The 21,628-nt window shown below is 59.7% G+C and carries 21 protein-coding genes; 12 read left to right on the forward strand and 9 right to left on the reverse strand.

The window, feature by feature from the left end; all coding sequences use genetic code 11:
* Window positions 1-76 precede the first annotated feature (76 nt).
* The 6 genes from ACIOTL_RS10010 (at window position 77) to ACIOTL_RS10035 (ending at window position 5,464) form a co-directional block, all read left to right on the forward strand.
* The gene (locus ACIOTL_RS10010) at window positions 77-793 is read left to right on the forward strand and encodes a LysE family translocator (protein ID WP_400342455.1); all 717 of its coding nucleotides are present in this window, start codon (window positions 77-79) and stop codon (window positions 791-793) included.
* 148 nt (window positions 794-941) lie between these two features.
* Window positions 942-1,631: an ABC transporter ATP-binding protein gene (locus ACIOTL_RS10015; RefSeq protein ID WP_332486819.1), complete on the forward strand. Its 690-nt coding sequence runs from the start codon at window positions 942-944 to the stop codon at window positions 1,629-1,631.
* Window positions 1,628-2,233, forward strand: coding sequence for an energy-coupling factor transporter transmembrane component T family protein (locus ACIOTL_RS10020; RefSeq protein WP_400342456.1), 606 nt, complete (start codon window positions 1,628-1,630; stop codon window positions 2,231-2,233). Before ACIOTL_RS10015 ends, ACIOTL_RS10020 begins: the two co-directional genes overlap by 4 nt.
* A gap of 45 nt (window positions 2,234-2,278) precedes the next feature.
* Complete coding sequence (locus tag ACIOTL_RS10025; RefSeq protein ID WP_332728176.1) at window positions 2,279-2,860, forward strand: biotin transporter BioY; 582 nt, start codon at window positions 2,279-2,281, stop codon at window positions 2,858-2,860.
* 4 nt (window positions 2,861-2,864) lie between these two features.
* Window positions 2,865-4,304, forward strand: coding sequence for a class I adenylate-forming enzyme family protein (locus tag ACIOTL_RS10030; protein ID WP_400342457.1), 1,440 nt, complete (start codon window positions 2,865-2,867; stop codon window positions 4,302-4,304).
* Entirely contained in the window at window positions 4,301-5,464 is a 1,164-nt protein-coding gene (locus tag ACIOTL_RS10035) for a thiolase family protein (protein WP_400342458.1), read from the forward strand. The genes ACIOTL_RS10030 and ACIOTL_RS10035 overlap by 4 nt, the downstream gene beginning before the upstream one ends.
* Window positions 5,465-5,481: 17 nt before the next feature.
* Here ACIOTL_RS10035 and ACIOTL_RS10040 read toward each other — a convergent pair whose 3' ends face one another.
* The 6 genes from ACIOTL_RS10040 to ACIOTL_RS10065 all read right to left on the reverse strand — a co-directional run bounded on the left by ACIOTL_RS10040 (window position 5,482) and on the right by ACIOTL_RS10065 (window position 10,614).
* The gene (locus ACIOTL_RS10040; RefSeq protein ID WP_105656642.1) at window positions 5,482-5,766 is read right to left on the reverse strand and encodes a metal-sulfur cluster assembly factor; all 285 of its coding nucleotides are present in this window, start codon (window positions 5,764-5,766) and stop codon (window positions 5,482-5,484) included.
* 147 nt (window positions 5,767-5,913) lie between these two features.
* Window positions 5,914-6,258 (reverse strand): metal-sulfur cluster assembly factor, encoded by a 345-nt coding sequence (locus ACIOTL_RS10045; RefSeq protein WP_133834193.1) that lies wholly within the window; start codon window positions 6,256-6,258, stop codon window positions 5,914-5,916.
* A gap of 10 nt (window positions 6,259-6,268) precedes the next feature.
* Window positions 6,269-7,027, reverse strand: a complete 759-nt coding sequence (gene sufC, locus ACIOTL_RS10050) for a Fe-S cluster assembly ATPase SufC (RefSeq protein ID WP_105656644.1) — start codon at window positions 7,025-7,027, stop codon at window positions 6,269-6,271.
* A 61-nt stretch (window positions 7,028-7,088) separates the two neighbouring features.
* Window positions 7,089-8,369, reverse strand: coding sequence for a Fe-S cluster assembly protein SufD (gene sufD, locus ACIOTL_RS10055; protein ID WP_133834194.1), 1,281 nt, complete (start codon window positions 8,367-8,369; stop codon window positions 7,089-7,091).
* Window positions 8,370-8,371: 2 nt separating this feature from the next.
* On the reverse strand, window positions 8,372-9,832 hold the full coding sequence (sufB, locus tag ACIOTL_RS10060; RefSeq protein WP_133834195.1) for a Fe-S cluster assembly protein SufB: 1,461 nt from the start codon (window positions 9,830-9,832) through the stop codon (window positions 8,372-8,374).
* Entirely contained in the window at window positions 9,829-10,614 is a 786-nt protein-coding gene (locus tag ACIOTL_RS10065; protein WP_105656647.1) for a metalloregulator ArsR/SmtB family transcription factor, read from the reverse strand. The genes sufB and ACIOTL_RS10065 overlap by 4 nt, the downstream gene beginning before the upstream one ends.
* A 190-nt stretch (window positions 10,615-10,804) precedes the next feature.
* On the opposite strand from ACIOTL_RS10065, the gene ACIOTL_RS10070 reads away from it, so the two are divergent.
* From ACIOTL_RS10070 to ACIOTL_RS10080, 3 genes are read left to right on the forward strand one after another with little or no spacing between them, the layout of a single operon-like run.
* On the forward strand, window positions 10,805-11,758 hold the full coding sequence (locus ACIOTL_RS10070; protein WP_133834196.1) for an ABC transporter ATP-binding protein: 954 nt from the start codon (window positions 10,805-10,807) through the stop codon (window positions 11,756-11,758).
* Window positions 11,755-12,519: an ABC transporter permease gene (locus ACIOTL_RS10075; RefSeq protein WP_105656649.1), complete on the forward strand. Its 765-nt coding sequence runs from the start codon at window positions 11,755-11,757 to the stop codon at window positions 12,517-12,519. The genes ACIOTL_RS10070 and ACIOTL_RS10075 overlap by 4 nt, the downstream gene beginning before the upstream one ends.
* A 32-nt stretch (window positions 12,520-12,551) precedes the next feature.
* Entirely contained in the window at window positions 12,552-13,490 is a 939-nt protein-coding gene (locus ACIOTL_RS10080) for a heme A synthase (RefSeq protein ID WP_105656845.1), read from the forward strand.
* Between the two features lie 61 nt (window positions 13,491-13,551).
* Here ACIOTL_RS10080 and ACIOTL_RS10085 read toward each other — a convergent pair whose 3' ends face one another.
* The 3 genes from ACIOTL_RS10085 to ACIOTL_RS10095 form a co-directional block, all read right to left on the reverse strand.
* Complete coding sequence (locus ACIOTL_RS10085; protein WP_400342459.1) at window positions 13,552-14,508, reverse strand: DUF1700 domain-containing protein; 957 nt, start codon at window positions 14,506-14,508, stop codon at window positions 13,552-13,554.
* Window positions 14,492-14,842 carry a PadR family transcriptional regulator gene (locus ACIOTL_RS10090; protein WP_105656651.1) on the reverse strand — a complete coding sequence of 117 codons (351 nt, stop codon included), beginning with the start codon at window positions 14,840-14,842 and terminating at the stop codon, window positions 14,492-14,494. Before ACIOTL_RS10090 ends, ACIOTL_RS10085 begins: the two co-directional genes overlap by 17 nt.
* A gap of 213 nt (window positions 14,843-15,055) precedes the next feature.
* Window positions 15,056-16,003, reverse strand: coding sequence for a heme o synthase (locus ACIOTL_RS10095; RefSeq protein ID WP_400342460.1), 948 nt, complete (start codon window positions 16,001-16,003; stop codon window positions 15,056-15,058).
* Between the two features lie 808 nt (window positions 16,004-16,811).
* On the opposite strand from ACIOTL_RS10095, the gene tkt reads away from it, so the two are divergent.
* From tkt to ACIOTL_RS10110, 3 genes are read left to right on the forward strand one after another with little or no spacing between them, the layout of a single operon-like run.
* Window positions 16,812-18,926 carry a transketolase gene (gene tkt / locus ACIOTL_RS10100; RefSeq protein ID WP_400342461.1) on the forward strand — a complete coding sequence of 705 codons (2,115 nt, stop codon included), beginning with the start codon at window positions 16,812-16,814 and terminating at the stop codon, window positions 18,924-18,926.
* Between the two features lie 18 nt (window positions 18,927-18,944).
* Window positions 18,945-20,048 carry a transaldolase gene (tal, locus tag ACIOTL_RS10105; protein WP_105656655.1) on the forward strand — a complete coding sequence of 368 codons (1,104 nt, stop codon included), beginning with the start codon at window positions 18,945-18,947 and terminating at the stop codon, window positions 20,046-20,048.
* Complete coding sequence (locus ACIOTL_RS10110) at window positions 20,049-21,623, forward strand: glucose-6-phosphate isomerase (RefSeq protein ID WP_400342462.1); 1,575 nt, start codon at window positions 20,049-20,051, stop codon at window positions 21,621-21,623. It abuts the gene before it with no gap.
* Window positions 21,624-21,628 lie beyond the last annotated feature (5 nt).

The following is a 21,628-nucleotide window of genomic DNA, read 5'->3' on the forward strand; positions in this document are numbered from 1 at the left end:
CAAAGAATCGGCAAGCACATTTCACGATTTTTTCCTTACTGTTATCAGAGCACAGGTTTCTAGATTTGGAGAAGCAATGGATCTCTCGCAGTTCACCGGGTTCCTCTTGGTATCGGTGACGTTGGCGTGCACGCCCGGCGCCGACTGGGCGTATATCATTTCCTCTGCACTGGGCAAAACCAGCTATCGCCCAGCCGTATGGGGATTGCTCTCGGGATACCTGGTTCATACTGCATTGCTGGTGTGCGGAATTGCGGCCCTGGTCGCGAGTTCCCCGTCACTTCTCCTCTGGCTCACGGCAGCCGGATCGGTCTATCTGCTGTGGCTAGGCATTGCGACCCTGCGTTCCGGCAGGAACGCCAGGTTCTTTGATGCCAATGCTCCATCTACCTCCGAAATTGAAGCACTCGATGGCGATTACCCTCGGAGCAATCCCGAACCTACCGATAGCACCGTCGCGCTGTTGGACAAGGTCCGGCATCGATCGCTACGCGGCCAATTCCTCAAGGGCCTGCTCACCAGCGGCACTAACCCCAAGGCACTACTGCTGTATGTGGCCCTCATCCCGCAGTACCTGGATTCATCCCTGGATCTTCCGCTCTCCCTGCAAACCGGCGCTCTTGGGCTTACTCATTTCGCGGTATCGATCCTCGTGTACTTCTCCGTTGCATTGGCTGCCAGGGTGCTGCTTCGCTCCCGGCCCATGGCGGCACGCAACGTAACCATGTGCTCCGGAACCATAATGATCCTCTTGGCCCTGGGCTTGGTCTACGAACAATTCTTCGTTGCATAAGAATTTATTGAACACTGATCAAGACAATTGAACGGTGATCAAGTATGCTCTTAATCGATGGCTCTTCGGTCATCTGTAACGCAAGCATGAATGGCTGTCCGATCATGGAGCCCGCCGTTCAAGCTACGAACCTTGCGCTGGAGCACTCGTGGAACTACCCCCAATTCGATTTGAGAATGTCACTGTCCGCTTTGAAGAGCGCGATGTCCTCAAAGATGTGCGCTTGACTCTCAACGAACAGCGCATCGGCATTATCGGGGCAAACGGTGCTGGGAAGAGTACGCTCTCCCGGCTCATCAATGGCCTCGTTTTGCCTACTGAAGGATCCGTGCACGTTGGCGACCTGAACACTCGGAATCATGCAAAGCAGATCCGCCGCGATGTGGGTTTTGTCTTCCAGAATCCAGCAAATCAAATCATCATGCCGCTGGTCTATGAAGACATTGCGTTCGGACTGAAGAATTTGCAAATTCCCAAAGCAGAGCGCCAATTGCGCGTGCATGAGACACTGGCAGAGCTCAACATCTCGCATCTGGCAGATCGCGAAAGCCACACTCTTTCCGGCGGCGAGCAGCAAATGGTCGCACTCGCTTCCGTCCTTGCCATGCGGCCACGAACCATTGTTTTCGATGAACCCACTACGATGCTGGATCTGCGCAATCGACTTGCTTTCCAACGCGAAATTGCCAAGCTGGCACAACGTGCAATTGTGGTGACGCACGATTTAGAAATACTTGAAGATTTCGACCGCGTTCTCGTGGTCACCGACGGAGCTATCGAATTCGATGGCCGACCGGAAGAAGCAATCGCCCATTACCGCCAATGGAGCCACGCATGATCGCGTCCAAGAATACTTCGTATCTAGCGCGTGTTAAGCCGGGATGGAAATTCGGGACATTGCTGGTTCTGAGCATCGGGCTTTACTTGATTAGCTCGTGGCAGGTCTTGCTGCCCCTGTTCATTCTCAGTGCGATACTGCTGCTTTCGGCTAGGGTCTACCTCAAGCAGCTGCGCATGCCACTGTTCTCATTGGCCATGATTCTCGGCATCGTCTTCATTCTTCTCGGCCTGCAAACCGATTGGGCCAACGCCGTGGTCTCGGTCCTGCGGCTGCTGACCATGTGCCTGATGGCCTACGCCGTCAGCCTCACCACAAGCTTTGACGCGATGCTCGAGCTCTTCCAACAGGTTGCCTCTCCATTACGATTCCTTGGAGCTAATCCAGCGCAAATCGCATTGGGATTGTCCATGACAATACGGTTCATTCCGGAGTTGAAAAAGGTATACCTCGAAGTCCGCGAAGCCCAGCATGCTCGGGGTCTGGGCAACAATCCGTTGGCCGTGAGTGTCCCATTAGTTATCAGATCACTAAAAATCGCTGACGAGACAGCCGAAGCGTTAGACGCCCGCGGCTACGATTCAGCACCTTACCGACGCTAAGCGCATCAGCTACTTCCATCTCGCTCGCACTTCCAAGGAAACACAATGCCAACTCGCACCGACTCAACTTCGCAAACTCGCAATACGGTATACGTCGCAGTCTTTGCCGCCATGATCGCGGCCATGGGGCTCCTTCCCCCTATTACATTGGGGATCATCCCGGTACCCATTACCCTGCAAACCCTGGGTGTCATGCTGGCCGGCGCCTTATTGGGACCTTGGCGAGGTTCGTTGGCCTCACTGGTTGTCGTAGTCCTGTCTTTGGCAGGGCTGCCCTTGTTGGCTGGTGGGCGTGGTGGGCTTGGAGTCCTGTTCGGGCCGACCGGCGGATATCTCATTGGATGGATTTTCGGCTCACTCGTTATTGGAGCCCTCTTCAAATACTGGGTTCTGCGCAACGAAAACAAGGTCGCCCGATTCATGTCCGGACTGGCCTCGGCTCTCGTTGGCGGAATCGTCGTCATCTATCTGTTTGGCGTTCCGTGGACCGCTGCTGTTACCGGGCTTGATCTGGGCACATCCTTGCTGGGGTCTCTCGGATTCCTGCCCGGGGACGTCCTCAAAGCCGTAGTCGCCACCCTGGTGGCCCTGACCGTGCACCGTAGCTACCGCGGGTTGATGAAGTAGCTCGATGGAACTGTGGCAGGCACTGGCAAGGTGGGCCAATCAACGACCGGATCATCTTGCCCTGCTCACGGTTGAAAGCCGGCTGACTTATGCGCAGTTGGCCAGCAGAAGCGGTGCTCTGGCCAAGCGGCTAGAATCCGTTCCAGGCAATCGGATCGCTGTGCACACCAGCGATCCGATTGAGATGGCCATCGCTTTTTATGCGATCGCGCGCAGTGGCAAGACATTGGTGGTGATTGACCCTGCTTGGCCCGGAAATCTGGCCACTTCCATGGCAACCGCTCTTCAATGCGATTTCGTGCTTGAATCGACGGTTCCGCGGCCTTTGCCCGGCGTCCCAAGATTCGCCTTGCCGCCCGAGCCACCCGAGCCCGGTGAATACATTGCGCCCGCGACCAAGACTCATTGCGCTGAAGACCTGCTGATCATTTGTACTTCTGGAAGCTCATCGCGTCCCAAGGCTGTGCTCCGGAGTGCTGCATCGTGGGAAGCGTCCCTGAGTGCCGGTGCCACGATCTTGGGCGCTTCGCCAGATGATTCCACTCTTTGCCCGAGTCCCATTTCCCACGGTCTGGGCCTCTACGCGATGGTCGAGTCCCTGCATACTGGCGGCACCTTCGTGGCTTCCGGAAAATGGGATCAAAAGGGCGTTGCATCATTGCTGGCGCGCGTCAGCTGCACCCGTATCGTCAGCGTACCGACAATTCTAGGCAAGGTGCTGGCCCTGGATGACCCGGCACGGTTCTCCAGCCTGCGATTGGTCATCAGCGGAGGGGAATCCCTGGACCAGGAGACCATGCAAACTCTTCACCAGATGGCTCCCTCGGCGCGCTGCGTTGAATATTTCGGGAGCAGCGAGCACAGCCTCATCGCGTATCGCGAGCGACTGGCCAACCATCCGCGAACTCCCTATTTCGACGGTCAGCTGTTTCCCGGGGTGCAGGCTCACACCCATGAGGCAACGCCGGGTTCAGGCTTTGGCTCGCTCTATATCGATAGCCCGTTCAACGCCAAGGGGTACGACCTTAGCTCGGACTCTGTCATCGCTCGGTGCGGCACAGCAATCGGCATTGGTGATCAGGCGAAGCTCCTGGGTTCAAATCGCATCGTCCTGTCCCGTCGCAACGACGGGATGATGAATCTCAACGGAAACAATATCCACCCGGGCGAAGTGGGCGCAGCGCTTAATGCCGAGGGGCTGGCCAATGCCGTAGTGCGGATCGATGCATCGAGCGCACCAGCCAGGTTGCTGGCCTACACGGTTTCGCCACCCCGCAATCCGTCCGCTCTTCTCACCAGCCTGCAGAAGCATTTGCCCCAGTACAAGATCCCGCACCAAATCATCTACTTGCGATCGTGGCCCGAGACCTTCAGCGGAAAATTGAATGCCTCGGCTTTGGACTTCCAGGATCTGGACATTGAACGGAGCGACTGGCTCAGATGAATGACGCCTTCATTATCAATGCAGCACGCACGCCCATCGTCAGAGCAGGCAAGGAGTATTCCCGCATTACCGCAGACCAACTGCTGGCTCGGGTGATCAACGCGCTAATAGATCGAAGCGGCATCTCCCCTGCGGATGTAGACCACGTATTTGCCGGCAATGCGGCGGGACCGGGCGGAAATATAGCGCGAGTGTCTGCTTTGGCGTCGGTGCTGCCCAAGACCGTCAGCGCGACCAGCATCGATGCCCAATGCGCCAGTGGACTGGACGCAATTGCCGCCGCTGCGCGGATGATACGTTGCGGTGAAGCGCATGTCGTGGTGGCCGGTGGCGTGGAGTCGGTGAGTACCGCGCCATGGCGGGTTGAAAAGCAAACCTCCGTAATCCAGCCTCCGCGCCTCTACTCGCGTGCCCGATTCACTCCAGAGCGAGACCCGGACCCCGAAATGGGCGAAGCTGCGGAGAATATTGCCCAGTCCTACGGCATTGCACAAGAGCGGCAAGATTCTTTCGCATTGCAGAGCCACCAGCGTGCGCTGCGCGCTCAAGCGGCTGGACTCTTTGATCGCGAGCTTGTCACCGTGGATACAAGCAACGGGCAAGTAGCGGCCGACACCTGCCCCAGGCCCGGACTGACACTTCGCAAGCTCGCTGCGCTCAAGCCGGCATTCCTACCCGGTGGCACCGTGACTGCGGGAAACTCCTGCCCGATTAACGATGGTGCAGCCGCGGTAATCTTGGTGAGCGAACAAATGCGCCAGAGACTGAACCCAACCTTCGCAATGCGCTACCTTGCTTCTGCTTCAGGTGCTTGCGATCCCGGCATTCTCGGCATGGCGGCGGTACCGGCGTACCGCAAGCTCATCGGCCTGCTGCCATCCGCTGCTGCTTCCAGCACTCCACTGATCGAGTTCAACGAAGCCTTTGCGGTCCAGGCCCTGGCATGCCTCGATGAGCTAGGGATCACCGAGGTGACGGTGAACCAGGGTGGCGGGGCCTTGGCGTTGGGACACCCCTACGGTGCTAGCGGCGCGATTCTTGCGACTCGGCTGTTCTGGCAGGCCAACCAGGCACGGATACCTGGGCAAAGGGCGATCGCGCTCATGGCCGCCGCGGGTGGCACCGGAAGCGCGGTTGCTTTCGAGTCAGTACCGCATTGAGCCCTTGGGGCATTGGCCTAGATGTTGAACCCCAAGGCCTGCATCTGATTCCGGCCGTCGACAAGGTTCTTCAGCACTTCATCAATCTGCGCTTCGAGTAGATCGGTCAGCGGGCAGGCAGGCGTCGTCAACGTCAGGTCGATTTCCAGGACTGAATCGCCGTCGAAACACCGTCCGTAAAGCAGGCCCAGGCCAACAATGTTGACTCCCAGCTCGAGGTCATTCACGTCCTTGGGTGCTTCGTCGATTTCTGCGATCGGCCACGTTGCGCTCTCATGTGCACCATTTGCGGCTTCGGACATGCGCTGCTCCCCGATTCTGCCCCGGGTACCCCTTTCGCTTTCGGCTCTTCCACGAGATACCTGAAGGAATGCAGGCCCCTCGGGCGTTAACGAACAGAACCGCTCACCCCCGTAGGGAGCAAGCGGTTCTGCTTGAAACAGCCTAAATTAGATGTTGAAGCCCAGGGCTCGCATCTGATCGCGACCGTCATCGGTGATTCGTTCTGGGCCCCAAGGCGGCATCCAGACCCAGTTCAAACGGTGGTCGTCCACAACGCTCTCCAGCGCCTGGCCGACCTGCTCTTCGATAATATCGGTGAGCGGGCAAGCGGCGGTTGTCAGCGTGAGGTCCAGCAAGAGTACGCCGTCATCCGCGTACTTCAGGCCGTACAGCAAACCCAGGTCGACAATATTGACACCCAGTTCAGGGTCAATGACGTCCTTGAGCGCTTCCTCAACGTCTTCCAGAGGAGTCGTAGCGGCTCCCGTGCTCTGTTCGGTCGATTCGCTCATGATTGTAACCTTAGGCCTTGACGTTCAGGTAACGGTCGTAGCCTTCTTCTTCCAGACGGTCAGCCAGTTCCGGGCCGCCCTGTTCTGCAACTCGGCCATCCACGAACACGTGCACGAATTCTGGCTTGATGTAGCGCAGGATGCGGGTGTAGTGGGTGATGAGCAGGGTGCCCATTTCGTTCTCGTCCTGTGCGCGGTTAACGCCCTCGGAGACAACCTTCAGAGCGTCGACGTCCAGGCCGGAGTCGGTCTCGTCCAGCACTGCGAACTTGGGCTTGAACAGTTCCAGCTGCAGGATCTCGACGCGCTTCTTCTCGCCGCCGGAGAAGCCTTCGTTGACGTTACGGCCAGCGAAGTCGGCATCGATCTTCAGCTTGCTCATAGCTTCCTTGACGTCCTTGGTCCAAGTACGCAGCTTTGGAGCTTCGCCGTCGATGGCGGTCTTGGCGGTACGCAGGAAGTTGGTCATGGTTACGCCTGGTACCTCTACCGGGTACTGCATAGCCAGGAACAGGCCAGCCTTGGCGCGCTCGTCGACGCTCATCTCCAGGACATCTTCACCATCGAGGGTGATGGAGCCGGAGGTGACGTTGTAGCGCGGGTGGCCAGCGATGGTCGAAGCCAAGGTCGACTTGCCCGAGCCGTTAGGGCCCATGATTGCGTGGGTTTCGCCGGTCTTGATGGTCAGGGTTACACCCTTGAGAATTTCCTTCTCGCCCTGCTCGGTGTCAATCGAGACGTGCAGGTCCTTGATTTCCAGAGTAGACATACGTCGTTCCGTTTCTTTCTAAAAAGCGCTAAGGCTAAAAAGCTGGTGAAGCGAGCACTACCTAGTTCTCGGTAGCAGCCAATTCTTCTTCGATGGTGTCGGTCAGTCGCTCCTGCAGAGCCTCATCGCCGATCTGCTGAACGATTTCGTTCAGGAATCCGCGAACTACCAAGCGGCGTGCGGTCTTTTCATCGATGCCGCGAGCCATCAGGTAGAAGAGGTGCTCATCGTCGAAGCGGCCGGTGGTCGATGCGTGGCCAGCACCATCGATCAGACCGGTTTCGATTTCAAGGTTCGGAACCGAATCAGCGCGGGCGCCATCGGTCAGAACCAGGTTGCGGTTGGCTTCGTAGGAGTCGGTACCAACAGCAGCCTTCTGGATCAGCACATCGCCAACCCACACGGTGTGTGCGTCCTTGCCCTGCAGCGCACCCTTGTACAGCACGTTCGACTTGCAGTTGGCCACAGCGTGGTCAACGAACAAGCGGTGCTCCAGGTGCTGGCCGGCATCTGCGAAGTACAAGCCGTAGAGCTCGATCTCAGCGCGTTCGCCGGTGAAGCGAGCCGACGGGTTCACGCGAACCAGGTCGCCACCGAAGGAAACAACAATGTGCTTGAACGAAGCGCCAGCAGCTACCAGCGCCTGCTGCGAGGAAGCGTGAACGGCGTCATCTTCCCAAGCCTGCAGGGAGATCACGGTCAAGCGGGCGTTGGCCTGGACGTCGAACTCGACGTTCTGTGCCAGCACTGCCGAACCGACGTGGTCCAGCACAACAGTAGCCTCGGAATTTTCCTCGGCAACAACGATGAGGTGCTGAGCCGCCGCTGCCAGCGACTCGCCGGTGATGCGCAGGGTTGCGTTGGCACCTTCGGCGTTCTTCGGGATCGTCACAACGTGGGTCTCGGAAGCGAACTTCCAAGCGTTGGCCGACACGCGGTCATCCGGGGTATGCGCAACACCGTTCAGCGCGTCGCCAGCCGGAACAACCGACAGCTTGGCGATTCCGTTGCCGGCGAGCTCTATCTTGGGAGCCGCGCCGGTGAGGTCATCGCTGTGCAGGCCCTTCAGGCGCTTGAGCGGGGTGAAGCGCCAGTCCTCTTCACGACCGGTCAGCTTGGCGAAGTCATCTACATTGGTGCTGGTCAGTCGACCGGCACGCGATGAATCGGGAACTCCAACTCCGCCGCCGTGGCTGTGCGCCTTGGTGGAGGCACCGGCCAGCGGCGAGCTGTCGTTGTCGTTGATCGGCGAAAGGTCTTCGCCCTCTTCGGTGAATCCAGGAATCGATGGTGCGCCGATGCGCGCCTTCTCTGCTGGGATATGGGTGGTGGTCTCCGACATTCTTAGCCGACCGATCCTTCCATCTGAAGTTCAATAAGGCGGTTCAGTTCCAGCGCGTACTCCATAGGCAGCTCGCGTGCGATTGGCTCAACGAAGCCGCGCACGATCATTGCCATGGCCTCGTCCTCGGCCATGCCGCGGGACATCAGGTAGAACAGCTGCTCTTCGGAAACGCGCGAGACGGTCGCCTCGTGGCCCATGGTTACGTCGTCCTCGCGGACGTCGATGTACGGGTAGGTATCCGAACGCGAGATCTGGTCGACCAGCAACGCGTCGCAGACCACCGAGTTCTTGGTGCCCTTGGCGCCTTCCTGGACCTGGACCAGGCCGCGGTAAGCCGAGCGGCCACCGTTACGAGCCACCGACTTGGCCACAATGGCCGAAGAGGTGTTCGGAGCGATGTGGACCATCTTGGATCCGGTGTCCTGGTGCTGGCCCTCGCCGGCGAAGGCGATGGACAGGGTCTCACCCTTGGCGCGTTCGCCAACGAGGTAAACGGCTGGGTACTTCATGGTGACCTTCGAGCCGATGTTGCCATCGACCCATTCCATGGTGGCGCCTTCTTCGCAGACGGCACGCTTGGTCACCAGGTTGTAGACGTTGTTCGACCAGTTCTGGATCGTGGTGTAGCGAACGCGGGCGTCCTTCTTCACGATGATTTCCACAACGGCAGAGTGCAGCGAATCCGACTGGTAGATCGGTGCGGTGCAACCCTCGATGTAGTGAACGTAGGAGCCCTCATCAGCGATGATCAGGGTGCGTTCGAACTGGCCCATGTTTTCCGTGTTGATGCGGAAGTAAGCCTGCAGCGGGATCTCCACGTGTACGCCCTTCGGGACGTACACGAACGAGCCGCCGGACCACACGGCAGTGTTCAGCGAAGCGAACTTGTTGTCGCCCGCTGGAATGACCGAGCCGAAGTACTCCTGGAAGATCTCCGGGTGCTCCTTCAGTCCAGTGTCGGTGTCAAGGAAGATGACGCCCTGGGCTTCAAGGTCTTCACGCAGCTGGTGGTAGACAACCTCGGACTCGTACTGGGCGGCAACGCCGGACACCAGACGCTGCTTTTCAGCCTCTGGAATACCCAACTTGTCGTAGGTGTTCTTGATGTCTTCTGGAAGTTCTTCCCAGGAGGTCGCCTGCTTCTCGGTGGAACGCACGAAGTACTTGATGTTGTCGAAATCAATACCCGAGAGGTCTGGACCCCAGGTAGGCATTGGCTTGCGATCGAAGTACTTCAGCGCCTTCTGGCGACGCTCCAGCATCCATTCTGGCTCGGACTTCAGGGCGGAAATATTCGCCACTACGTCCTTGTCGACGCCACGGCGCGCATTTGCACCCGCGTCGTTCTTGTCTGACCAGCCGTATTCGTAATTGCCGATTCCGTGGAGTTCGGGGTTCTTCTCCAGAATTTCGGAAATTACACCCGGGTCGGCAGACTCCTGTGCAATCTGATCCGTCATCGCGGCCTCTCCTGCTTCGTGAACTGAATTCGAGTTCTTTTCTCAGCGCGCATTGGCGCCTTTTCACGCCCCACAGGGATGTGGGTCGTGCACACGTGTCCTCCACCGGCCAAGGTCGACAGTCGTCGGACGTCGACGCCTAGCAAGCGGGCGAACATTTCCGTTTCCATGTCGCAAAACACTGGAAACTCTCGTGCCAAGTCTTGTATCGGGCAGTGTCCCTGGCATAGCTGCACGCTATGCATCAGGGCAGTTGCCACTTTGGTATCCACTTTTCGGGTGTATCCCACGAATCCATCTGCACTGAGCAAATTGCCCAGCACCTCGGCTCGTGCTTCCAGCCCTTCAACGCCGACCAGCGCCTTGGCGTATCGGTCTTCCATTGATGCGAAGCGGTTACGCGCAAACTTGCGAATCGCGTCCTCTCCGGCCGCATCGCCGAGCATCTTCAATGCGTCGGAAGCAATCTCCAGGTAATCGTTGCCCAACTTCGTCTGCCCGCGGTGCGAAAGCACGTAGCGACGCGACGGACGTCCAGCACCGGTTTTCTGGTTGGCTACCAGTTTCACCTCTACGAGTCCCGATTTTGAGAGCGCGTCGAGGTGACGGCGGACCGCAGCAGGCGTGAAGCCCAGCTTGCTTCCAAGCTCGGCAGCACTGACCGGCCCGTCCTCGAGTACTGCGTACAGGACGCGGTCGCGCGTACGCTCCTCGGTATCCCCAACTGCGCCAACTGTCGCGGCAGTGGAGCCACTAGCTGATTCTGAATTTGATGAATACACAACACAATCATGCGTAAATTTTTGCTCTAGGTCTAGTAAGGAAGGACTTACTAAGGACATGCTTGCCCGACTAGTGCGTTACTTGAATCGAACCTCTGACACTCCCATTGTCCCGCCCACTTCAACGGAACTCGAGGGTTGGTGACAAAACACTCAGCTCAGCCAGTTCGACATGTCGTAGAATGTTTCAGTGTCTTCTGTAACTCCCAGCCTTGTCATCAACGAGCTGGCTAAAGATTTAGGTCCAGTCCCCGCCTTGGACAATCGCATGTTGCGAGTCCTGGAGTCGGTGTCCCTAAAAGCTTATCCGGGTCAGGTCACCACGCTTTTAGGAGCTAACGGAGCCGGCAAATCCACGACCCTCGCTTGTGCCCAGGGGCTGCTTCAGCCCGAAGGCGGAACCGTCGAACTCCTGGGCCAGAACCCCTTCGGCGACAATCCCGAATTGCGTTCCCGCGTCGGAGTCATGCTCCAAGACGGAGGGTTGCCACCCTCAATGCGACCGGTTCCGCTCTTGAGGCACGTCGCTTCCCTCTATCAGAAGCCCATTGATATTGATGCGTTGATCACACGGTTGGATCTCGAATCATTTGGCACCCGCACGATCCGCCGTCTCTCTGGTGGCCAGAAGCAGCGCGTCGCCTTGGCCCTGGCGCTGGCCGGAGATCCGGAAGTGCTCTTCCTCGATGAACCAAGTGCTGGGCTGGATCCGCAGTCCCGCCAGGTAGTCTTCGACCTCATTGCCGAACTTCGCGATGCAGGAAAGGCCATCATCCTCACCACCCACCTCATGGATGACGCGCAACGCCTCAGCGACTACGTCTACATCATCGACAAGGGCTGCACCGTGGCGCAAGGCACCGTGGCCGAGCTGACGGCCCGCGCTGCCGAAGACCAGGACACCCGCCCGGTGTCCTTCTCCGCCCCAGCAGGGCTGCGCCTACCTGAACCACCGGCAGGATTGCACCTGGAGGAGACCGGAGCCGGCCAATACCGGCTCGACGGGGTCAACTCCCCCGAACACTTGAACTGGCTAACCCATTGGTGGCTCCAGGAGGGCATTTTGCCAACCGAGCTCAACTTGCAGTCACGAAGCCTCGAAGACGTTTTCCTTGAAATCGCACAGAAGGAGGGAAGGGCATGAGCCAAACACAGGCACGTTCCAATGCTGTCTCGCCACTGCGCCGAATCCTGAACCAGGGTAAATACGAATCCATCCAGATGCTCAGCAATGGTGAACAGCTCATTCTCGCTGTTGTCATGCCGCTCATTGCGCTCTTCGTGCTCACCCTGACCGATCTGGTCAAGGATGTCGCAGACCGCAGCATTGATGCCGCCGTTCCTGGCGTCTTGGCCTTGTGCGTCATTTCGACGGCTTTCACCGGGCAGGGAATTGGCACCGGATTTGACCGCCGCTATGGCGTGCTGACCATGTTCTCCACTACGCCGCTGGGGAAAACCGGACTGATTTTCGGCAAGGTCATTGCCGTGCTGTCGGTCCTGCTGATCCAGGTCGTCTTAATCTGCTCTGTCTCCTTGTTGTTCCTGGACTGGCATCCGAACCCTTGGGGCATTGCTCCGGCTATACTCTTCCTGCTCTTGGGCGCAGCCGCGTTTACCGCGCTAGGCCTGCTGATTGCCGGCACCGTCCGCCCTGAAGCGACGTTGGCGATCACCAACCTTGCCTGGATCCTGCTGGCCGGTGCCGGCGGTGTCCTCTACCCCTTGAGCATGGCCCCTGATTGGGCCCAGCCAACCCTGAATGCGCTGCCATCGGCAGCGCTGGGCGATGCCATGCGCGATGCCCTGATCCACGGCCAGTTCAGCATTGCTGGCCTTATCTTCTTGATCCTTTGGTCAGCAGTTGGCTCCTTTGCAGCCATCAAGCTGTTCAAATGGAGCTGACCACCACCCAAATTCCGAAAAGGGAGATTTCAATGTCTTCAGCCCAAGCCACCCAGAGCTGGGCCGATAAACTGCCCACGAAGGTCACTCGCCTCGTGCATGGTCTCGCGATCGCATCCCTGATCTCGCAGATTGGCATTATCGTCACCGGTGGAGCCGTACGCTTGACGAATTCGGGCCTCGGCTGCTCCCACTGGCCCAATTGCGTTCCCGGTTCGATGACCCCTGTCCCGGAAATGGGCATCCATGGAATCATCGAGTTCGGCAACCGCCTGCTGACCTTTGTCCTGCTGGTCATCGCTGTCGCGTTCCTGATCTCCATCTGGAAGATGCGCCCTACCCACCGCACCCTGTTCAAGCTGTCCATCGGCTTGCTCGCCGGCATCGCGTTGCAGGCACTCATCGGAGCCATCACCGTGTGGACCGGACTGAACGCTTGGGTCGTTTCGGTGCACTTCCTGATTTCCGGCGCACTGGTCATCATGGCAACATTCCAGGTGAACCGCACCGCCAAGGAACTGAAGAACCGCAAGTTCGATCAGAGCAGCAAGTCGATCCGCCAGCTCTCCTTCGCCGCATGGATCTTCTCCCTGCTCGCAGTGGCATTCGGAACTATCGTGACCGGCACCGGACCGCATGCAGGCGATGCCGATGCCCCGCGCCACTTGTTCGATCCGCTGCTGGTAACCCGCATGCATACTGCTCCGGTGTACTTGCTCGTTGCCGCAACCATCGTGGTGCTGATTCTGGCCTACAAGCAGGGCGGAAACATCCAGCTTCGCATCGCCATCTGGTGGCTTGTCGCGGCAATTGCGGTCCAGGCAGCAATTGGCTACATCCAGCATTTCAATGGGCTGCCAGTCGCCCTGGTACTCTCCCACATGCTCGGCGCGAGCTTGCTGCTTGCCGCCTCCGCAAACGTCTGGGATCGGGCTGCCATCCTTCCGGAATACCAGCGCAACGATTCCTAGAATCCTGAGTAAATGACTGGGGGTTGCCCTGCACTCGATGTGCAGGGCAACCCCCAGTTGCTTAACGCTGTTCCCCGGCCGTTCCACGGCGCGTGAACCACATCAAACCATAAAGTCCAAAGAAGAAATAGACTGTTCCGGCTAGCCAGAATGCCGCAAGCAGCAGCCCTTGATCCACGGTGGAAACCGCAAGAAGGGCGGCACCGTTAGCGCAGGTAGCCCATAGAGCAATCCGGGAATTGGACAAGAACCCGATGCCGCAGGCCAAGCCCAGGGCAAGGTATGCGTATACGGCGACGTTCGGCTCGATACTCGTGAACGATGCGGCTCCCAGGAGCACGACTGGCAATAGCAGAGCAGTGCCACCAATGATGCGGATCAACTTTGAACGCGGTTCTCGATTCACCGATTTGGACGAACGCCCATTGATTCCGACTAGCATCCATGCTGCGACCATTGACGGGATATAGAAGATTCCACTGCTGGTAATTAATCCGGCAACGAGCGCTGTCATGCACAAGGCCGCCGCGTAGCCGTAGATTCGTGCCGTTTTTCCCTTCATGACCGCGGTGGCCGCTACGCCAAGTCCGAATATTGCGAAGATCAGCAGTTGCAATGCGCCTTGCTCATATATCGAGTCGTAGCTACTGCCCTCACCTTCTGGCACAGAAGCGCCAAAAATCAGGTCACCCAGGGTATCTGCCAGAGTCGTATCGATGATGGAGACAAGGACACCGAGGACCAGTGCCACCGCACCGAGCACTAAGCTATTCCTGCGTAGGATGGCCCGCTCCTGCGGAGCCGCGTACTCGGCCATCAGAGGGGCTGCAACAGTTTCAGGACTGCCTAGCGCGGCGAGGATTTGGTCATCATCCCTGCCTAGGGCTCGGCCATCCTCGATATGCTGCGCCACATCCTCCAGAAGCTCTAAGCCCATATCCCTTGGAGCACCGCGCAGGAGCTTCCCCAATTCCCGCAAATACGCTTCCGCACTGTACTGCTCAGCTGTCGATGCCATGTTGCTCTCCAAGTAGATCGGTGACTTGCATTGAAATTGCTTCCCATACCCCGCGGAACTCGCCAACCATCAGATGCCCGTGCTCGGTAATGGTGTAGTACTTCCGTTTGCGTCCCGACGCGCCTTCTTCCCAGTAGGTTTCTACCAGCCCAGTGGCTTTCATGCGCGCCAGCAACGGATACAGGCTCCCCTCGCCGGCGGTAAGCTTCCGCGCGGTGAGCTCTTCTGCCAGCTCCAACCCGTATTTATCTCCGCTGGCTAACGAAGCCAGCACACAGTACTCAAGGACGCCCTTGCGTATATTCGTGGCGATTTTCTCGCGTTGATCGGACATGCGATAACCATACCTTGCGTAGCAAGACTTGCATAGCAAGATCTAGTCTTATTTCCCTCGATGAGAGTAATTTCTGCCTAAACGCATAGTGCGCATGCATTGGCCGATGCGAAGGGCAACTACGCTCGAACGCAGAAAAGCGCCCTTCCTGGAATCCATTTTCATTTGGATTCCAGGAAGGGCGCTAACCGACGCTCAGCTGCGGCGTTGAACCTAGCCGAACAGCGGGCTACCCACGAACGGGTCAATGGCCAAGGCCAGGAATACGATCGACAAGTAGGTAATGGAGATATGGAAGACCTTCATGGCCTTGCGGTTGATCTCAGCCGGCTTATGGTCGCTCTGCGCTTCGCGGTAGAGCACGTGCGATTCGTAGACGAACCAGATGCCCGCGCCGCCAGCGATTGCGGAGTAAACGATTCCTGCGCTACCCAGTGGGACCAGCAGCATCGAGCAAACGACAGTGGCCCAAGCGTAGAGCACAACCTGTACCGAAACGCGGCGAGCGTTGGCGATCGCGCCCAGCATAGGCACTGAAGCCGCGTTGTAGTCATCCGCATACTTCATGGACAGCGGCCAGTAATGCGGCGGGGTCCAGAGGAAGATCACCAGGAACAGGATGATCGCTGGCCATTCAATTGTGTTGGTCACTGCGGCCCAAGCGATCAGCACAGGCATGCAGCCGGCGATGCCACCCCAGACAATGTTCTGAGCGGTACGGCGCTTGAGGATCAAAGTGTAGAACACGACGTAGAGGAGGATTGCAGCCAGGCCCAAGGCGGTCGTCAGCGGATTGGTGCCAACCCAGAGAACCACCAGGGAGGCTATGGCCAATACCCAAGAGAAGACCAGTGCTTCCCTCGGGGTGAGGTCCCCAGTGACCAAAGGGCGCCCCTTGGTACGCTTCATCAACTTATCCATATCGCGATCGATATAGCAGTTGAATGCACCAGAAGCACCTGCGGCCATAGCTCCACCAACAAGGGTGGAGATCATGAGCCAGACGGAGGGGAAACCCCGTTCGGCAAAGATCATGGTCGGAAGGGTGCTCACTAGCAGCAACTCGATTACGCGAGGCTTCGTCAACGCCACATAGGCATTGGCCTTGCGCTTCAGAAAATCGCCGGCATTTTCATCAGGCTGACGCGATGCGCGGGGCACTGATGCTGCGGCGACACTTTGAGTCTTCAATTAAACGCACTCAGTTCTTCACGGGTACAAGACAGACACTGTCATTCTACGCTGGATAGAAATTGATTGAAACTCCCCAGGAGAGGATCACAGTTGAAAAATGGTGATTTGGCTCAATTCAAGACGCTACAATCGCCTGCCCGGCGGCTAGCCATGCACCTTTGCGGCTTCACCCTCCCATCGGATTCTGCTCCTCGAACCGATCTTCCGCAGGCAGCCCCCGCCCCAACCAGCGTTTCCCGCGAACCGTTGCAGCACGCCAAAGCCGACAAGCCGGGAGCCTTCGATGGAATAACCCCGCGCGGCGGGAGAACTCATCCGGTTCCAAATGCCCAACAGCATTTCGGCAGATCGCGCGTGGTCCCCCGGACCCTGCTCCCAAATGAACAAAGATGGCAACTGATGGCCGCTAGTGGAACAAATCTTGTTCTTTGTAGCGTTGGCTGGTTGCCGTGCACCGGCTGGCAGAAGCGCCCGGCCACCCATATCCCCCGGCTGCCACCTGCGCACGAATGCGCAGAATGCCTGAGCAATTCGCTCACGCCGTGGCATGAATAGCCGTATCAAGTCCACCTTCTGCGCAAACCGAATAATTCTGTGTCATCTTGCTAAATCCAACGCCCCAATACGCCTTTTCGCGATAGAGTTGACTCAGATTGCGCCGTCGCGACCTGCATCCCTCTGAATAAAGCACAGCCGGAGGAATGGGGAGGCGACGGCGTATTGCGTGTCAGCGGGAGATATCTCCCGTCCAAGCCTGAATGGAAGGAACGCCGCTGTGGCGACTGAATCCTTAGTTGAAGAATTCTCACTGACCGAGTTGGACCGTAAGGCCATCGACACCACCCGTGTCCTGGCAGCCGACGCCGTCGAAAAGGTTGGCAATGGCCACCCCGGTACCGCAATGAGCTTGGCTCCGGCCGCCTACTTGATTTTCCAGAAGCACCTGCGCCACGATCCGAAGGATCCGAACTGGATCGGCCGCGACCGTTTCGTGCTTTCCCCGGGCCACACCTCGCTGACCCTGTACCTGCAGCTGTTCCTCTCGGGCTACGGTCTAGAGATGGAAGACATCGAAGCGCTGCGCACCTGGGGCGCCAAGACCCCGGGCCACCCGGAGTTCGGCCACACCGCCGGCGTTGAGATCACCACCGGTCCGCTGGGCCAGGGCCTGGCTTCCGCCGTTGGTTTCGCCTACTCCCAGCGCCGCATGCGCGGCCTGCTGGATCCAGCTGCCGAGGCAGGGACCAGCCCGTTCGACCACACTGTCTACGTCATCGCTTCCGATGGCGACCTGCAGGAAGGCGTCACCTCCGAGGCCTCCTCGCTGGCCGGCCACCAGGAACTGGGCAACCTCGTTGTGATCTACGATGACAACAAGATCTCCATCGAGAACGACACCGACATCGCCTTCACCGAAGACGTGCTGGGCCGCTACGAGTCCTACGGCTGGCACACCCAGCGCGTGGACTGGACCGTCACCGGAGAATACGTCGAGGACATGGCCGCACTCGATGCTGCTGTGCGCGCCGCGAAGGCCGAGACCTCCCGCCCATCGATCATCAGCCTGCGCACCATCATCGGATGGCCATCGCCGACCAAGCAGAACACCGGCGGCATCCACGGCTCGAAGCTGGGTACCGAGGAAGTTTCCGGCCTGAAGACGATCCTGGGCTTCGACCCCGAGAAGAACTTCCAGATCGAGGACGATGTACTGGCTCACGCCCGCGAGGTCGTAACCCGCGGTGCGCAGCTGCGCGCCTCGTGGAACGAGACCTTCGAGGCCTGGAAGTCAGCCAATCCGGAAGAAGCCGCCCTGCTTGAGCGCCTGCAGGCTGGCGAATTGCCAGAGGGCTGGACCGAGAAGATCCCGACCTTCGAGCCAGGCTCCACCATGGCTACCCGCGCCGCGTCGGGCAAGGTCATCAACGCGATCGCCGATGAATTGCCAGAACTCTGGGGCGGCTCTGCCGACCTCGCCGGTTCGAACAACACCACCATCGAGACCGCGAAGTCCTTCGCTCCCGAGCGCCGCTCCACCGATTCCTGGTCCGCCAGCCCGTACGGCCGCGTGCTGCACTTCGGCATCCGCGAGCACGCCGCCGCCTCGATCGTGAACGGCATCGTGCTCTCCAGCCCGACCCGTGCATTCTCCGGAACCTTCCTGATCTTCTCGGACTACCAGCGTCCGGCGATCCGCTTGGCCGCGCTGATGGGTGTCCCCTCGATCTTCGTGTGGACCCACGACTCCATCGGCCTGGGCGAAGACGGCCCGACCCACCAGCCAGTGGAGCAGCTCGCTTCGCTGCGCATCATCCCCAACTTCGACGTCGTCCGCCCAGCGGATGCCAACGAAGTCGCCTACGCATGGCGCGGCATCCTCGAGCTGACCGACACCCCGTCGGGCATCGTCCTCTCCCGCCAGAACCTGCCAATCTACGACCGCGCGGCCACCGGCTTCCGCGGCGCCGAAGGCACGCTGAAGGGCGGCTACATCCTCGCCGAGGCTGTGCGCGATGGCGCGGAGACCACTCCGGATGTCATCTTGCTGGCCACCGGCTCCGAGGTCGAGCTGGCTATCGAAGCCCGCGAAGCCCTGGCTGCCAAGAACGTCGCGGCCCGCGTCGTTTCGCTGCCGTCGCTGGAATGGTTCGCCAAGCAGGACGCGGCCTACCGCGAAGAGGTCCTGCCGGCAGCCATCACCGCCCGCGTTTCGGTTGAAGCCGGCGTGGCCCAGGGCTGGCGCGAGCTGGTCGGCGCGCACGGCGAAATCATTTCGCTGGATCACTTCGGCGCTTCCGCCGATTACAAGAAGCTGTACTCCGAGTTCGGCATCACCACCGAGGCTGTTGTAGCCGCTGCCGAAACCTCCATGCAGAACGCTGCCAAGTAAGGAACCGAAGTAAAGATTATGAGCAACCCGAATACCCAGGCCCTGTCCGATGCCGGCGTCTCCATCTGGCTGGACGACCTTTCGCGTGAACGGCTGACCAGCGGCTCGCTGGCCAAGCTGATCGAAGAGAAGAACGTGGTCGGCGTGACAACCAACCCGGCAATCTTCGCGGCATCGCTGTCCAAGGCAGAGGTGTACGGCGAGGCCATCGCCGAGCAGAAGCACCGCTCGGTGGAAGACGCGATCACCGAAATCACCAGCGACGACGTGGCAGCTGCCTGCGACCTGTTCAAGGGCGTCTACGAGTCCTCCCAGGGCTTCGACGGCCGCGTGTCCATCGAGGTCGATCCCCGCCTGGCTCACGAGACCGCACCAACCATCGCCCAGGCCAAGGCCCTGTACGAACGCGTGAACCGCGAGAACGTGCTGATCAAGATCCCGGCAACCGTCGAGGGCCTGGAAGCCATCACCGAAACCATTGCCGCCGGCATTTCGGTGAACGTCACCCTGATCTTCTCGCTGGAACGCTACCGCGAGGTCATCAACGCCTACCTGCTGGGCCTGGAGAAGGCCCACGCTGCCGGCGTGGACCTGTCCAAGATCCACTCGGTCGCTTCCTTCTTCGTTTCCCGCGTGGATTCGGAAATCGACAAGCGCCTGGACGCCATCGGCACCGATGCCGCGGCCGCCGTGCGCGGCCAGGCCGGCGTGGCCAATGCCCGCCTGGCTTACCAGGTCTTCGAAGAGTCCTTCGCTTCGGCACGCTACGAGGTGCTGGCAGCTGCCGGCGCCAACGTCCAGCGTCCGCTGTGGGCTTCGACCGGCGTGAAGGATCCTGCCTACCCATCGACCCTGTACGTGACCGAACTGGTCGCGCCGCAGACCGTGAACACCATGCCGGAGAAGACCCTGGACGCCACCGCGGCTGAAGCCGAGGTGCGCGGCAACGCGATCGCCGGCGGCTACGATGCGGCCAACCGCGTGCTGGACAAGCTCGCTGCACTGGGCATCGACTACAACGAGGTCGTGGACCTGCTCGAGGTCGAAGGCGTTCAGAAGTTCGACGTCGCATGGAACGAGCTGCTTGAGGACATGGCTGTGGCATTGAAGGGAGCCAAGTAGATGGAGCTTGGTCTGGTAACCTCCGGCGAGGCCCTGGCCTCCGTCGATGCGTTGCTCCCGAAGCTGATCGAAGCGAAGATCGGCAGCCGCATCGCCGCCCAGGACCCGACCATTTGGGGTCCTGAGGCAGAAGCTGAATCGGCCATCCGCCTCGGTTGGGTCAACCCCTTCGAGGCAGCTGGCAAACTGATCCCGCAGATCCTGGATCTGCGCGATGAGCTGCAAGAAGAGGGCCTGACCCGCATCGTGCTGTGCGGCATGGGCGGCTCCTCGCTGGCTCCTGAGGTCATCACCGCCCATGACGAGGTGGAACTGGTCATCTGCGACACCACCGATCCGTCGATGGTCAAGCAGATCGTGGAAACCGACCTGCAGCGCACCGTCGTGGTGGTTGCTTCCAAGTCGGGTTCCACCGTGGAAACCGATTCGCAGCGCCGTGCGTTCACCGCAGCTTTCCAGGCTGCCGGCATTGATCCGGCGACCCGCTTGGTGCTGGTCACCGATCCGGGCTCGCCCATGGATAATCCTGATGGCGTGCGCGCGGTATTCACTGCGGATCCGAATGTCGGCGGGCGCTACTCGGCGCTGACCGCTTTCGGCCTGGTCCCTTCGGGCCTGGCCGGCGCGGACATCGAAGCCCTGGTTGAAGAATCCGGGCTGATCAACGATGTGCTGGCTCTGGACGACGAGGACAACCTCGCGCTGCACCTGGGTGCCGCCATGGCTACCGCGGGCCGCGACAAGCTGCTGATTGCCTGTGTGGGCGATGCCCTGCCGGGCTTCGGCGATTGGGCCGAGCAGCTGATCGCCGAGTCCACCGGCAAGGAAGGCAAGGGCGTGCTGCCTGTTGCCGCGCATGTGGATGCACCGGAGCTGGCGAACCCGGCTCAGGACGTGCTGCCGCTGTTCGTCTACGACGCGCTGCCTGAGGATTTCGACGAGGACGCCACCGCCGTGCACTTCAGTGCACCGCTGGGCACCGCCTTCATGATCTTCGAGTACGCCACCGCCGTGGCCGGCTACCTGCTGGGCATCAGCCCCTTCGACCAGCCTGATGTCGAGGCCGCGAAGATCGCCGCCCGTTCCATGCTCGATGCTCCGGCGCAGAGCGCTCCGGATGCAGTGGACGGACCAGTTGAGCTCTACGGCACCGGGGCCAAGACCTTGGAGGCGGCTGTGGAGCAGCTCGCCGCGCAGCTTCCGGCAGACGGCTACCTTGCCATCCAGGCATACCTGAACCGCATTGCGGACCAGGAGCTTGCCGCGCTGCGCGATCTGCTCGCCAAGAAGACCGGCCGTCCAGTCACCTTCGGCTGGGGTCCGCGCTTCTTGCACTCCACCGGCCAGTACCACAAGGGCGGCCCGGCACAGGGCGTGTTCTTGCAGGTCACCGCGGATCACAAGGAAGACCTTGGGATCCCGGAGCGTCCGTACTCCTTCGGCGGCCTGATCACCGCCCAGGCGATCGGCGATGGCGCAGTACTGGCTGACGCCGAACATAACCGCCCAGTGCTGCGCGTGAACCTCACGGACCGCGCCGCCGGAATCGCTGCCCTGCTAGAGGCAGCGAAGTAAGGCAC

It is taken from the genome of Glutamicibacter sp. NPDC087673, assembly GCF_044743255.1.
GTDB lineage: Bacteria > Actinomycetota > Actinomycetes > Actinomycetales > Micrococcaceae > Glutamicibacter.